Origin of the sequence: Paenibacillus aurantiacus (genome assembly GCF_042431225.1) — a bacterium.
Classification (GTDB): domain Bacteria; phylum Bacillota; class Bacilli; order Paenibacillales; family Paenibacillaceae; genus Paenibacillus_Z; species Paenibacillus_Z aurantiacus.
In genome coordinates this window covers 212,654-227,130 of sequence record NZ_JBHMDO010000033.1, presented here as the reverse complement: position 1 = coordinate 227,130, position 14,477 = coordinate 212,654, and the positions used below count along the sequence as shown (strand labels likewise).

11 protein-coding genes and 1 pseudogene are annotated in these 14,477 nt (G+C 56.9%); 9 read left to right on the top strand and 3 right to left on the bottom strand.

The features are described from left to right. Nucleotides 1-55: 55 nt before the first annotated feature. Entirely contained in the window at nt 56-3,193 is a 3,138-nt protein-coding gene (gene lacZ / locus ACFFSY_RS19955; RefSeq protein WP_377497288.1) for a beta-galactosidase, LacZ type, read from the bottom strand. 282 nt (nt 3,194-3,475) lie between these two features. On the opposite strand from lacZ, the pseudogene ACFFSY_RS19950 reads away from it, so the two are divergent. Then, a pseudogene (locus ACFFSY_RS19950) lies at nt 3,476-3,611 on the top strand (TFIIB-type zinc ribbon-containing protein); the annotation flags it as partial. Nucleotides 3,612-4,621: 1,010 nt separating this feature from the next. Then, nucleotides 4,622-5,977 (top strand): lytic polysaccharide monooxygenase, encoded by a 1,356-nt coding sequence (locus ACFFSY_RS19945; RefSeq protein ID WP_377497848.1) that lies wholly within the window; start codon nt 4,622-4,624, stop codon nt 5,975-5,977. 101 nt (nt 5,978-6,078) lie between these two features. Here the strand turns inward: ACFFSY_RS19945 and ACFFSY_RS19940 are convergent, their stop codons facing one another. Together ACFFSY_RS19940 and ACFFSY_RS19935 are read right to left on the bottom strand one after the other, a co-directional pair. Then, a complete protein-coding gene (locus ACFFSY_RS19940) occupies nt 6,079-6,939 on the bottom strand; it encodes a DUF2935 domain-containing protein (RefSeq protein ID WP_377497286.1) in 861 nt (286 codons plus the stop codon). 161 nt (nt 6,940-7,100) lie between these two features. Further along, the gene (locus tag ACFFSY_RS19935) at nt 7,101-8,429 is read right to left on the bottom strand and encodes a S8 family peptidase (protein ID WP_377497284.1); all 1,329 of its coding nucleotides are present in this window, start codon (nt 8,427-8,429) and stop codon (nt 7,101-7,103) included. Between the two features lie 163 nt (nt 8,430-8,592). Between ACFFSY_RS19935 and ACFFSY_RS19930 the strand changes: the two genes are divergently transcribed. The 7 genes from ACFFSY_RS19930 (at nt 8,593) to ACFFSY_RS19900 (ending at nt 14,440) form a co-directional block, all read left to right on the top strand. Continuing rightward, nucleotides 8,593-8,970, top strand: a complete 378-nt coding sequence (locus ACFFSY_RS19930; protein WP_377497282.1) for a hypothetical protein — start codon at nt 8,593-8,595, stop codon at nt 8,968-8,970. A 207-nt stretch (nt 8,971-9,177) separates the two neighbouring features. Then, a complete protein-coding gene (locus tag ACFFSY_RS19925) occupies nt 9,178-10,449 on the top strand; it encodes a sensor histidine kinase (RefSeq protein WP_377497280.1) in 1,272 nt (423 codons plus the stop codon). 23 nt (nt 10,450-10,472) lie between these two features. After that, complete coding sequence (locus tag ACFFSY_RS19920; RefSeq protein WP_377497278.1) at nt 10,473-11,360, top strand: DNA-binding domain-containing protein; 888 nt, start codon at nt 10,473-10,475, stop codon at nt 11,358-11,360. A 328-nt stretch (nt 11,361-11,688) separates the two neighbouring features. Next, the gene (locus ACFFSY_RS19915; protein ID WP_377497276.1) at nt 11,689-12,483 is read left to right on the top strand and encodes a transporter substrate-binding domain-containing protein; all 795 of its coding nucleotides are present in this window, start codon (nt 11,689-11,691) and stop codon (nt 12,481-12,483) included. A 132-nt stretch (nt 12,484-12,615) separates the two neighbouring features. Then, complete coding sequence (locus tag ACFFSY_RS19910) at nt 12,616-13,272, top strand: amino acid ABC transporter permease (RefSeq protein WP_377497273.1); 657 nt, start codon at nt 12,616-12,618, stop codon at nt 13,270-13,272. Continuing rightward, complete coding sequence (locus tag ACFFSY_RS19905) at nt 13,269-13,991, top strand: amino acid ABC transporter ATP-binding protein (protein ID WP_377497271.1); 723 nt, start codon at nt 13,269-13,271, stop codon at nt 13,989-13,991. Before ACFFSY_RS19910 ends, ACFFSY_RS19905 begins: the two co-directional genes overlap by 4 nt. Nucleotides 13,992-14,191: 200 nt before the next feature. Next, nucleotides 14,192-14,440, top strand: a complete 249-nt coding sequence (locus tag ACFFSY_RS19900; protein WP_377497269.1) for an AbrB/MazE/SpoVT family DNA-binding domain-containing protein — start codon at nt 14,192-14,194, stop codon at nt 14,438-14,440. Nucleotides 14,441-14,477: the final 37 nt, after the last annotated feature.

Below are 14,477 nucleotides of genomic sequence, written 5' to 3'. Positions count from 1 at the left end.
CGCCGATGATGAACAAAGAGACCTCTGCGGCGCGTGCCGCCGAGGTCTCTAGCGATTAGATCAGTTTCATGCGGAACGAATAGGCATACGCGCGGTTCGCTTCCAGCCAGTAGGTCTGATGCGGCTTCGCGCCCCAGCTGTCATCGCCGCCTACTCCCATTTGCTTATGATTAATACGCAGCACCGTCTTCGTGATCGCCGGCAGCAGATGAACGTGGTCGTGCGACTCCAGCTCGAGCGGTGTATACGGAAGGGCATTGAATTCAAGCGGCAGATCGGCATCGATCCGAAGTCCTTCGCCCGCGGCGTCGGTAATCTCCGCCCAGCGTACTTGCGTGTGATTGCCGCATTCCTGCGGACGTAAGTACGGTACGAATTGCTCGGCTACGCGGCCGTCATGTCGGGCGAGCTTGGCGCTGTTCTCGCGGTCCCAATACGATTCATGCGGACCTTTGCCATACCAAGTTAACCGGTCGAACGAAGGAGCCAGCTGCGTCATGAGACCGATCTCCGGAATTTCGGGCAGATCGGCGCCTGGAGATAGCTGCATGGACACCTCGATCTCGCCGCTAGCCATTACCGCGTAATGAATCGCACAGGTAGAGGCGTTCGTTGTCGGAAGCTCGAACAGCGTACGGATGAGCACGCGGTCTTGCAGCGTCTCCCACGTCAGGGCGAGCAGCCGCCGGTCTGGGCCGGCATCGCGCCAAGTCGCGCAGCGTTCGTGGTGCTTGTTGCCGCGATCGTTGTCGGTGTAAGCTCGCCAGAAGTTCGGGACGAGCGGGGCAAGCAGCATTTCGCGATTGCCGGACGCCCAGGAGACAAACGCGCCGGTCGTTTTGTCGAATGCGGCCCGGTATTCGTTGCCCTCGATCACAAGCCGAGCATCCGAATCCATGAGGGTCACGGCACCGCGCGGAACTGTCGGACCGACTTGTACGGTACGAGTCGAAAGCGGAAGAATGAACTGCTCGAACGCGATCTCGTGGCCGGCATCCGCCCAAGCCGTCGCCTCCTTGAGATGGAGGCTGATCGTCAAGACCGCTTCGGCGAACGGATCTTGGCGATTCGGCAGCGGAATCTCGAACTCCGTTCTGCTGTCCGGTTCGACAGATAGCACCAACGCGCCGTCTCCGGCGGCTTCGCCGTTCTCCGTTACCTGCCAGCGGATGTCGTACGCATTCAGATTCGTGAAGAGCGATTTGTTCCAAATATAGAATCGTCCGTTCGCCGAATCGATGGCGCCGATCTCGACGTTCTGGTAGCATTTGCGAACCTCGAGCAGCTTCGGCGTGACGGAGCGATCGGCGAACAGCAGGCCGTTGCCGCAGAAGTTGCCGTCATGCGGACTTTCTCCGAAATCGCCGCCGTAGGCCATATAAGCCTTGCCGTCTTCGGTGTATTGGCGTATCGCCTGATCGACCCAATCCCAAATGAAGCCGCCTTGAATGACCGGATATTGGTCGAACAGCTTCGTATAATGATCCAGGCCGCCGACGGAATTGCCCATCGCGTGAGCGTATTCGCACAGGATGAACGGTTTGCTCGGATTGTTCTGCGCATATTGCTCCACTTTGTCCGGACGGGTGTACATGTGGCTCTCGATATCGGAGGCATCCTCCGACGCGCGCCAGTGGAAGACCCCTTCGTAATGCACAATCCGGCTCGGATCGGCTTCCCGCAAGAAGTCATGCATGCGAATGAAGTTGTCGCCGCCGAACGATTCGTTCCCGAGCGACCAAATGAGCACGGAAGGATGATTCTTGTCGCGTTGGAACATCGAATTGGCGCGGTCGAGCACGTTGGCCGTCCATTCCGGTCTGCTGCCCGGAACGGTGAAGTCGCCAAGCTCGCTCTGGTTATACGACCAGCTGCCGTGCGTCTCCAGGTTCGTCTCGTCGATCACATATAGGCCGAATTCGTCGCACAGCTCGTACCACGCCGAATCGTTCGGATAGTGGGAGGTGCGCACGGCGTTAATATTGTGCGACTTCATCAGCTTGATGTCGGTCAGCATCTCCTCGCGGCTTGGCACCCGGCCATGGTCGCAGGAGAATTCATGCCGGTTCACGCCTTTGAAGACGATGCGCTTGCCGTTGATCTGCATGAGTCCGTCGCGAATCTCGAAGCGGCGGAAGCCGACGCGGCAGCTGACCGTCTCCGACAGCGCCCCGGTCTCGTCGCGCAGCACGAGGACGAGCGTGTACAAGTTCGGCTGCTCGGCGCTCCATCTCGCTGGATTCACGACCGGGATGGCGCCTTGCGCGACGATTGAATCGCCCGAGGCGGCATTCGTTGGCAGTACGAAAGGCTGATCCAGCACGGGCGTTCCCGCCTCGTCGAACAGCATCGCTTCCAGTGTGTAGGCATGCGCGCGGCCAGCTTCGAACTCGCTAGTAATTTGCGCATGGATAGTTAGCTGCGCGTCGCGAATGTCTTCGTCCAACTCGGGAAAGGCGAAGAAGTCGTAGATATGGACGGGTTTGCGGGTATATAAGTATACGTCACGGAATATGCCGCTCAGCCGCCAAAAGTCTTGATCCTCCAGCCAGCTCGCGTCGCACCAGCGGTACACTTCGACGGCGAGTTTGTTCTCGCCCTTGCGAAGGTAGGGGGTCAGATCGAATTCGGCCGGCGTGAACGTATCCTCGCTATAGCCGACGAGATCGCCATTCACCCAGACATAGAATGCGGATTCGACGCCCTGGAAGCTGATGTAGACGGATTGTCCCTCCCAAGCGGCGGGGACGGTGAAATGACGTGCGTAGGAACCTACCGGATTGTATTGAGTGGGAGCAAACGGCGGCTTAAGATCCTCCGTGCCTTCCCAAGGGTATCGGATGTTCGTGTACTGCGGATAGTCATAGCCCTGAAGCTGCCAGTGACCCGGGACTTGAATGTCAGCCCATGCGCTGCAATCGAACACGTCCTGCTCGAAGCCTGTAATCCGGGCTGCGGGATTCGACGCGAAGCTGAATTTCCACTTGCCGTTCAGCGACAAGTAACTGCTCGAGGTACGTCGGTCGCCTTGGATCGCTTCCTCGACGGTTTCGTAAGGCATAAGGGCCGCATGGGCGGGCAAGCGGTTGAGCGCGAATAGATCGGGATTGTTATTCCACTCGGGATAACCGTTGGCTGGGGCCGTATAAGAGAATTTGCTTTTCGTCTTACGTTCGCGGTTGTCAAGTTTCAAGGACTTATCCTCCTCAAGCAAGTAAGTAAACGCTTAATTCCAGCGTAAAGGATGCAGGAGGGCGTCGTAAATATAAGATAAACAGCGTGAAATAGAAGAAAATAGTCCTGGATCGCGGGAGGATGTTCGCCAGAGGAAGCGGGAAGGGAACCATGAACATTTTCGCGAGCCGGCGCCAGTCGCCATTTCGGACCATTAACTATCGGCGCAAAGTTGCGACTATTTTGCCCGAACGGCGTATAAGGTACGATTATTGAAAACGTATATTAGGAGGCAAGCGTGATGAAATGTCCGATTTGTACCGATGTCCGCATGCGGGAAGTGGAGAAGGACGGCGTCTTGATCGACGTTTGCCCGGATTGCAAAGGCGTATGGCTTGACCGCGGCGAGCTGGATAAGCTGCTTCGGGACGTACGAACGATGCAGAGCGAATATACCCGGATGGAGCAGCAGTATTATGGCAGCCAACCGGCTTCCAACCCGCAAGCTGGCGGGCTGTTCGACCAGTATGCGAAGCCGTCCCGCGGCCAGCCGGTCAATCCCTCGCAGCCGTCCTCTTGGACGCCTCAGCCGGGTGGCGGTTACGGCAGCCCGCCTCCTGGCGGATACGCGAATTCGCAGGGCGGTTACGGCAGCTCATCGGGCAGCTATGGACAACAGCCGGGCTATGGCAATACACCTCCTCCGTCATCAGGCGGCTACGGCTCCCATTCGGCTTCATCGCAACATGGACATAAGGGGAAGGACGGCAGCTATCACCCGCCGCAGCATGGCCAACAGGGCTACTATGGCAGTCATTCGTCCGGCGGCTACGGCCACGGGCATGGCGGCAAGTATCCGTATAAGAAGAAGAAAAATGTGCTTGACGTGCTCGGCGATTTGTTCGATTAATCGTAGGAGAGCAGGTCGTCTGTAAGCGGAACCTTCGGTATTAGGCCGAAGGTTCTTTGCGTTTCGAATGAAGACGGACTGAGCCGGCTGACGGTGGTTATCCGAGAAATCGAGAGGCGATGTTGCAGGCAGCCCTTTTTGTGAAATAGGTGTAATCAAACCGAGACATGCCGCATTTAAATAGTAATATGACTAAATACTTACAGAAATGTCGGCAAACAAGCAGCTGGCCAATCGTGAAAACCTTGCGCCTCTTTTACCGCCAACGGACTTGTTCGGGCGGGCGATGCTCCAACGTTCCCGACTCACGTTCCCGTCTCTTCCGCGTGTCTCGATCAACGGTCCTGTGCTATGATCGCAAACTCGGTATAAGCTCTTCGGAGTTTATATAAATCGTAGGCAAAGGAGGGGGAAGATTCTTTCCGTTCGGGAAAGGCTTGTCTTATTCGGCGAAAGGAGGGCTGAACCGCTAGAATAGAGCCCAAGGAAGGGTGGAGAAAAACCATGCGCATTGCATGCACAGGAGGTTATAGGATGATGAAAGCGCAAAGAATGGACATGAATCTTAAAGCATCGATTATCGCCTGCGGCAGCTTGCTGTTCGCGATCGCATTATCGTTCCTGTTCGCTCAGTCGGCTTCCGCGCACGGATACGTCGACTCGCCGGCTAGCCGGGCGATTCAGTGCAAGAATGGATTGAACACGAACTGCGGTCCAATCATCTACGAGCCGCAAAGCTTGGAAGGGTTGAAGGGGTTCCCCGCTGCCGGTCCGGCCGACGGTAAAATCGCGAGCGCGGGTCTCGCCGGTTTCTCGGCCCTCGACGAGCAATCCGCCACGCGTTGGAACAAAGTGAACATGAGCAGCGGACCGAATACATTCACGTGGAAATTCACGGCTCGCCACGCAACGACGAGCTACCGCTACTTCATCACCAAAGAGAATTGGAACCCGAACGCGCCGCTGACGCGCGATCAGCTTAACCTGACGCCGTTCTGCACGATCAACGGCAACGGCCAGCAGCCTCCTGCGACGCTGTCGCATTCCTGCAACGTGCCAGCGAGAACCGGCTATCACATTATTTTGGCTGTCTGGGATATCGCGGACACGGGCAATGCGTGGTACAACGCCATCGACGTCCAATTCGGGAACGGTCCCGCGGACAACGTCGCGCCTACGGCTCCGTCCGGCTTGAACGCGACAGCAGTCGGCACGACGACGGCGACGCTGAACTGGGGCGCTTCGAGCGATAACATCGCCGTAGCGGGCTACGAAGTATATGCCGGCTCGAACCCGACTACGATCGTTACTGTTCCGGCCAATCAGCTCAGCGTCAATTTGACGAATCTAGCCGCCGGCACGACCCATGCCTTGTCCGTCAAGGCGTATGATGCCGCGGGCAACCGATCGCCGGCAAGCAACGTCGTTCAAGTGACGACCGACCCGCTGCCAGTCGATAACACGCCGCCTACGGCACCTAGCGGACTGCATGTGATGGGTACGGCTGGTTCCAACTCGCTCACCTTGATGTGGAGCGCTTCGTCGGATGAATCGGGCATTGCAGGCTACCGCATCTACTCGGGATCGACGCTCATCGCAACAGTGGCGGGCAGCTCGACCGAGAAGCTGGTGACCGGATTGACGCCAAGTACGTCTTATACGTTCACCGTCGTCGCCTTCGACCCTTCGAATAACGCATCCGCGGCGAGCAATGCCGTTACCGTGACGACGGCACAAGCGCCAAGCGCGACGCCTTGGGCGGCCAATACCGCTTACGCGGCAGGTGCGCTGGTCTCATACAACGGCGCCGTATATAAGTGTCTCCAAGCTCATACTTCCTTGGCTGGATGGGAGCCGTCCAACGTGCCGGCTCTATGGCAGCTGCAGCCTTAACGTTTTAACCTAAAGACCCTTGAATCCCGTGACGGGGTTCAAGGGTCTTTAGGTCATTCGCGAAGAAGGCAGGAGGCAGCCTAAGGCAGGAAGATGCGCGACTAGACAACCGGAGGTTGGGTCGGCAGCTTCACATTATCGTAGAAGGTAGGTTTGGTCAGCGAGCAATGCGCGGAGATAGAGATGTCCGGAACCAAATCGGCGAGTTTGCGGATGAAATAACACGTCTCGGGCAGATGGTGTTCCAAAAACCGGAGCGTCGTCTTCTCCAGCAGCGCAGTTGTCCGGTACAGCTTGATGATCTCCAGCACGAAATCATAGAAGCCGTTCACGGCGACGAGCGTCTCCCGGGCGAGCCGCAGCTGGACGGGGATGCCGGGCGGGGAGAAACGAAGATAGCCCCGAATGATTTCATTCTGGCTGAATAGGAGGCGGAATGCATCCAAGAATCGTTCCGCGCGGGCGCGAATCCCCCCTTCGCCAGGGTCGAGCACATTGATGAGCAGGATCGCGTGTCCCAGTTGGTCTTCAAGCCAGAGGTCCATCAGCTCGACGAGCGGCAGAGGAGCCGGGGTTTGACCCTGAATCATATAGCCAAGCATGCGCAAATACTCCTGATTCTCGTTCAGCGTGCCGTTCAAGTACGTGGGCGAAAGATTCAGATTGACCTGATTGGCGATACGCCCGCGCTGCAGGCTGCCTTCCAGCTGAAAGTAGCCGCTCGCGACGGGCCAAACCTCTTTCGCGAACGTGACGTAGGCCGGATTGTCGTATCCGCCGTTCTTATCCAGGGCATGCAATTTGGCGAACAGCGACTGGAAGGCATCGATGTAGAATTGTGCATTCCTGATCGCGGCTTGCTCCGCGACGGACAAATGATCGCGTACGAAATAAGCATGATCTTGCAAAATCTCCACCCAGAAACGATGTTCCTCCCACGGGGTTATTGCTCGGACCGTCACCGGTATCACCTCCCTTGGATATGCGAGAAAATGCATTATCGGTTATTGTATGAGCTTCGATTGGCGGGTATGAAGAAATCGACGGCGGTGAAGGAAGCGGGAGGCTCCCTTTAGGTTGATCGTATGTATGCAAGCAGCCGCGCAGATGCGGCTGCCGTGATTCATTGGCATCGGCGGCAGGCTGCCGATTGGCCTCTCTTCCGTGCTGCCGGCGTGCTCCCGCCCACCCCAATCAAGAACCGGACGTTCACCTCGCCGCTCCCGATCGCGCCTCTGCTATAGCCGAGCCGGAACGCACGTCGCTTCAAGGACGCCTTCACCTGCCCAGGCGACAACTTCGGATATCGCTGCAGCAGCAGCGCGGCTGCGCCCGCCACGAGCGGCGTCGAGATGCTGGTGCCGGTCAAGTAGAAGTACTGCTTACCCACGCGCTGATGCGCCAGCTCCCGGTCGAGCACGGAGCCAGGCGCGCGGAGCGAGGTGATGCTTTCGCCAGGCGCGACGAGGTCGGGCTTCCGAAGCCCGCCCTTGGCCGGCCCTCGGCTCGAGAACCAGGAGATGCGGTCGTCAGCCTGTACGATCGTGCGGCGATCGTCGACGGCGCCGACCGTAATGGCCGATGGGCTATTGCCCGGCGACTCGATCGTGCCGCGGCCAGGTCCGTTATTGCCTGCGGCGACGACGACCGTGATGCCGGCGCGGACCGCGCGTTCGACCGCTTGGCAGAGCAGGTCGTCTTGGCAGGTGCCGATGGCCAGCCCGCCGAGCGACAGCGAGATAATGCGAATGCCGTACCGCTTGCGATTGGCTATGCACCAGGCGATGCCTTCGATAATGGTAGAGTCGTAACCATCTCCATTCGCGTTCAGCACTTTGACGCCTACGATTCCAGACTCGGGAGCAGCTCCAACATACTTCCCTTTGCTCGCCCACCCGTTCCCGGCTGCGTCGCCGGCTAGATGGGTGCCATGGCCGTTGTCGTCGTAAGGACGCTTGCGGCCGTTCACGAAGTCTTTGAACGCGACGATGCGGTTGTATGGCCGAATGAGATCAGGATGCGGATAGACGCCTGTGTCCACGATGGCGATATTGACGCCTTTGCCGGATAATCCTCTTTGCTTACGCGCTTGCGTTGCGCCGATCGACGGAGAAGCGACATACAGCGTGGCGGTTCGTTTACGATCCAGATACACGTTCTCGACGCCTTTGCACCTGCACAATTTATCCAGACAGGAGATCGATACGATCGTCGAGAAGGCCGAGAAGAAGGCAAGCTGCCGATGGATGGGCAATGCTTCCTGGCCGAGGTCGCGTCGAAGCATTCGGATCGCGAGCGGAGTAAGGCGTTGCTTCAATTTCACGATAACGCGCAGCTTCGAGTTGCTTCCCGGCTTTTGACGGCTTTGGATTTGCCGGCGTCTTCGAATTAATGCCGGGCACATTTTATGCGAAGGATGCTTCTTGCGCTGTCTTTCTTGTCCGGTTCCCATGCGGCAGTTCTCCTCTCATCCGACATGTTATGAGAATCCGCCGACGGTGGTTCGCATGCGGCGAATCTATCCAATCTATCAAAAATAGGTAGATTGCTCGTTTCCTTTCAGGCCTGTCCGGCATCTATTAAAGTATCCTCAAACGAAAGGAATGATAGATTTGGTGCTAATCAAGAAGAGCTTGAAGAAAGCAGTCATCAAGAAAGCGGCAGTGAAAAAATCGGCCGTGAAGAAACCAGTGGTGCGCAAGAAACGGCGTATCCGGCAAACATTGGAGCGGTTCCATGTTATCGCGGTGCAACAGACCTCGTCTAACCTGCCTTACGACACGCCAGGATGGACAGCTACGCTGACGCGCGGCACGACGACGATTAGAGCGGAATTCGACGATTTCGGCGTTGCTCGCTTCAACAACATCACGACGCTAACAACTGTGGGCTACACGCTGAAAATCTTCGATGAAGCGAACAATCAGCTTACGCAAAAATCGGTGCCGTCCGGTCTCGAAGTGTACGTCGCACGGTTCAACATCCCAACCTAACCTGCCACCTGACAGATCGGCAAAAAAAAGCTTGCCCCCGCTTGCGGGCGGCAAGCTTTTTGCCGCGGGTGCGGAGCCCGCGCGCGCTTCCTCTACATACATACGCAATTCCGCCGCGCTCTCGACGCGAACGATGCTTTGGCGGCATGCTCTACCCATGTCGAATGAAAATGATTATAATACGATCATCGACAAGGGAGGGCGGACATGAAGAATCTCTTCAAGAAGGAGAAGCTGCAAATCGCCGTCATCGCCGTCGCGGCAGGCATTGGCTCGGAATTCAAAATCTATCCATTCACCGGGGATTCGTTCCGCATCGGTCTTGGCGTTAGCGTCTTCCTGCTCTTCTTGCTGTTCATGCGCCATATTCCGTATATGTGGACCGGTTTATTCACCGGCATCGTCAGCGTGATTTTCCAAGGGGCCGAGTGGATGCTGCAGACGGAATCGCTGTCCGTGACGGATGCGCTGCGGCATAATTTGCCGGCCGGCATCTATTACGTGGTGTACGCGTACGGCATGCTGCATATTTTGAAAAGGACGGATAAGCTTCATCCGCTGCTGCTCGGGAGCTTCGTCGCAATCGTCGATTTCGCGTCGAACGAGGCGGAGCTGCTGCTCAGAGGCTTGTTCATCGGCGCGGAGGCCTTCTATTTGCTGGAATGGTTCAATCTGCTGGCGATCGCGTTCGTGCGGAGTTTCTTCGTGATCGGTTTGTACAGCAGCATCTCGGTCAGCCAAATGCGGGCGCTCCATGCGGAGCAGGAGAAGCGGATGGAGCAGATGCTCCACATCGGGTCCGGGTTGTACGGCGAGACGTTCTATTTGAAGAAGTCGATGGAGGAGATCGAGCGGATTACGGCGGACAGCTTCGCGTTGTACCGGCAGCTTAGCGGCGCGAACGAGCGCGCGTTCGGCAGACAGGCGCTCGGCATCGCCCAGCGCATCCACGAGGTGAAGAAAGATTCGCAGCGCATTCTCGCCGGATTGTCGAAGCTGTATGATAGCGAGATGGCCGTGAACATGGAGATCGAGGAGCTTCTCCATCACGTGGTCAAGGGCAACGAGGCGTACGGCCAGATGCTGGGCAAGACGATTTCGTTCCGCGCGGACATACAGACGCGATTCGTGACGGCGCACTATGTCCCGCTGCTGACGGCCTTGAATAATCTGGCGGCGAACGCGGTGGAAGCGATCGAGCGGGAAGGAAAGGTCGCGATTTCGGTGTTCGAATCGGGCGAGTCTTTCGTCTTTATGGTCCGCGATACCGGCAGGGGCATACCGGAACAAGACCGCGACATTATTTTCGAAGCGGGATACACGACGAAATTCAATGAAGATGGCATTGCCGCAACCGGCATCGGCTTATCGCACGTGCGCGCGATCGCCGGAGCGTTGGGCGGTCAAGTCGGCATGGAGCGGCAGGAAGGCGGCGGGACAACCTTCGTCATGCGTCTAGCGAAGGCGGCAATCCTTTAGCAGCAAGGGGGAGGCGGATACAAGTGGCAATATCGTACGTAATTATCGATGACGACGCGGTCAGCCGGCGGATGCTGCAGGGCATTATCGAGCAATGCGGACTTGGCGAGACAGCCGGAACCGCGGATGGCGGCCAGCAGGGCGTGCAAGCGGTGCTTGGCGCAAGGCCGGATATCGTGCTCGTCGACCTGCTCATGCCGGATCAGGACGGGATCGAGACGGTACGCGAGCTAAAGAAGCGCGGGTTCACGGGCAAATTCGTCATGATCTCGCAGGTCGAGAACAAGGAGATGGTCGGCGAGGCGTATCAGGCCGGCGTTGAATTTTATATCCATAAGCCGATTAACCGCATCGAGGTGGAAGCGGTACTGGGGAATGTCAGGGAACGGCTCAAATACGAGCGGCATATTCAGCAGATGAAGCAGTCGCTCTCCGTCTTCGAGCTGGCTGAATCCGCGCTCCCGCGCAAGGCGCGCGAGCCTCGCGAAGTGGTCAAGCCGATCTTGATGGACCTGGGCATCATGGGGGAAAGCGGCAGCAAGGATATTATGGCCATGATGGAGCACTTGGCGAAGCAGCCGGACCCCCACGCGTTCCCGGCGCTGAAGGAGCTGTACGAAGCGGCCGCCCGCGCCGGACGGGGCGAGCAGGAGATCGAGAAGGAATGCAAAGCGATCGAGCAGCGTCTGCGCCGGGCGGTGTCGGCGGCGCTGTCGAACATGGCGTCGATCGGTCTGACGGACTACAGCAATCCGAAGTTCGAATATTACGCGCCGCTGTATTTCGACTTTCAAGACGTGCGATTGAAGATGAGGGCGATCGAGGAGGAGCAGCCAGACGGCAAAAGCAAGGTCAATATCAAGAAATTTCTGCAAGTGCTGCACGTCGAGATGCTGGGGAAGATGGAATAAAGCGCAATGGAACCGTTCCGATGTCAGGCGAATGCCTGCATGAACGGTTTTTTTATTTTCTTTGGCAGGGATCCCCGCGTCGTTTGATTTGGAAGATGAACGAGACTTACGTTAGGTATTATGACCTTGTAACCGTAATTCGGACCGAAATAGAAGGTGTGTTGGCGGTCGATGATAGTGATAGCGATTACATAAAAATATCGTGTCATGTTTAATATCACATTTTGTGATCTATCGCATAGGATCGCGTAGGTTTTCGTAGTGCGCCGTTTACGATAGCTTCCAAGAAAGCGGTGCTGCTTCAAACTAACGAAAAGGTGGGTTTCTCATGAAAAAGAAAATCGGACTGATCGCGGCTTGCGCGATGATGGCTTTCACGCTCAGCGCCTGCGGCGACAAGAATGCGGACAATGCGACATCGGCTAGCGGCGGGGATGCCGTCAAGAAATACGTGTTCGGCACGGACGCGACGTATCCGCCTTTCGAATTCGAGAAGGACGGCAAATACGTAGGCATCGATATCGATCTGCTGAACGCGATCGCCGCCGAAGAGGGGTTCGAGGTCGATATTAAGCCGATGGATTTCAAGGGCATTATCCCGGGGATTACATCCGGCCAACTGGACGGCGCGGTCGCGGGCATCAGCATCACCGACGAACGCAAGAAGGTCGTGGATTTCACCGAGCCCTACTACGAAGCAGGTCTCTCGCTGATCGTGCACAAGGATACGGCCGACATCGATAGCCCCGAGGATCTGAAGGGCAAAGTGATCGCGATCAAGAAGGGTACTTCCGGCGCTATTAAAGCGGAGGAGCTGGCGAAAGAATTCGGCGCCGAAGTGAAATATTTCGACGACAGCCCGGCCATGTACCAAGAGGTATCGAATAAGAACGCGGACGTCACGATCGAGGACTTCCCGGTCATCTCCTACAAAATCGCGGTCGATCCGAACTCCAACCTGAAAATCGTCGGCGACCGTCTGAATGGCGACTTCTACGGCATGGCGGTGGATAAAGGCGACGCCGAGCTGCTGCAGAAGCTGAACGACGGCTTGAAGAAGCTCAAGGAGAACGGCAAGTACGACGAGATCGTGAATACCTATACGGGATCTGCTGCAAAGTAACGGTTCGCCTTGCGCCGGCAGCCTTCAGCCCTCGTTTGCGGATATCCCAACGCGAGGCTGGAGGGGCCGGCGCCTTCTAGTTCAATCCATGCATGTATCCTAGCTACCCCTTCGGAAAGGAGCTGTTCACCGATGTCAGACACGCTTCAAATCATGTCAGACGCGCTGCCCGTTCTGTTAGACGGCTTGCTGATCACGTTAAAGATTGCGGCCATCTCGCTCGTGATCGCGTTCGTGATCGGCCTTATCGCCGGCTTGATGAGCACGGCCCGCAGCTGGATCATCCGCGGGCTGGCGGGCATTTACGTCGATATTATCCGGGGCACGCCGCTGCTCGTGCAAGTATTCTTCATTTATTTCGGTCTGCCCGAATTTTTCGATTTCCGGATCGGTCCGGAGATCGCCGGTATCGCGGCCGTCAGCTTGAACGCCGGCGCGTATATCGCGGAGGTCGTCCGCGCAGGCATTAACTCCGTGGACAAAGGTCAGGTCGAGGCGGCCCGCTCTCTCGGGATGAACCGTTACTATACGATGCGGCTGATCGTGCTGCCGCAGGCGCTGCGCCGCATGATTCCGGCTTTCGTCAACCAATTCGTCATCAGCATCAAGGACACCTCGCTGTTGTCGGTTATCGGCATTAGGGAGCTTACGCAGAGCGGTGAAATCATTATCTCCACCAACTTCAAATCGTTCGAAATATGGGGCATGGTCGGCGTCTTCTACTTCGTGCTCATTCTGGCGCTTAGCCGACTGTCGCGTCTGCTCGAAAGGAGACTGAACCTGCGATGATCACCGTGCAAAATTTGAAAAAACAATTCGGCGCAAACGTCGTCCTGAAGGATATCTCCACGACGATCCGGGAGAAGGAGGTCGTCTGCGTCATCGGACCGTCCGGCTCCGGCAAAAGCACGTTCCTGCGCTGTCTGAACTTGCTCGAGAACGTGACGAGCGGCAGCGTCGTCATCGCCGGCGTCGAGGTGACCGATCCGAAGACGAACATCGATAAGCTGCGGGAGAACGTCGGCATGGTGTTCCAGCGCTTCAATTTGTTCCCGCACCTGACGGTGCTGGAGAACATCATGCTCGCGCCGAAATATATCAAGAAGATGGACAAGACCGCGAACGAGAAGCAGGCATTGGAACTTCTGGCGAAGGTGGGCTTGGCGGAGAAGCGGGACGAATATCCGGACCGGCTGTCCGGCGGCCAGCAGCAGCGGGTCGCGATCGCGCGGGCGATGGCGATGAACCCGAGGGTCATGCTGTTCGACGAGCCGACCTCCGCGCTCGACCCGGAGATGGTCGGCGAGGTGCTTCAGGTCATGAAGGACTTGGCGCATGAAGGCATTACGATGATCGTCGTCACGCACGAGATGGGCTTCGCCCGCGAGGTCGCCGACCGCGTGCTGTTCATGGACGGCGGCTATATCGTCGAAGAAGGCGCGCCGGAAGCGATTTTCGATTCGCCGCAGCATGAACGGACGCAGGCGTTCTTGAGCAAGGTGTTGTAGAGTGCAATATAGGAGAGGCCCCGAATGCTAGGCGAGATGGCGTTTCGGGCGCCTTTTTTATTTTTTGCGCCGCTTTGTTCGAGGTCTCTAGTAAAATTTAACGGAAATTTGGATGCGCCTGCGATCTGATATTGTCATCTCTCCCTAGTAAAGGCATAATGGGAATAATAGTTATCTATTGAAAGAAGGGGAATTCTCTCATGAAAAATCCGACAGGCATTGTACGTAAGGTGGACGAGCTGGGCCGTCTTGTCATTCCGATCGAGATCCGCCGCGCGATGTCGCTGGACATCGGCGAATCAGTCGAAGTGTTCGTCAACGACACGCAAGTTATTCTGAAGAAGTATAGTCCGGGCTGTCTCTATTGCGGCAACATCGAAGCGATGATGTTCAAGGGTAAGCTGATCTGCGCCGACTGCGTACAGGAGACGAAACGGCATTTTCAGTAATATGCAAGCACGATAGCTGTATACATATAGGAAGGGT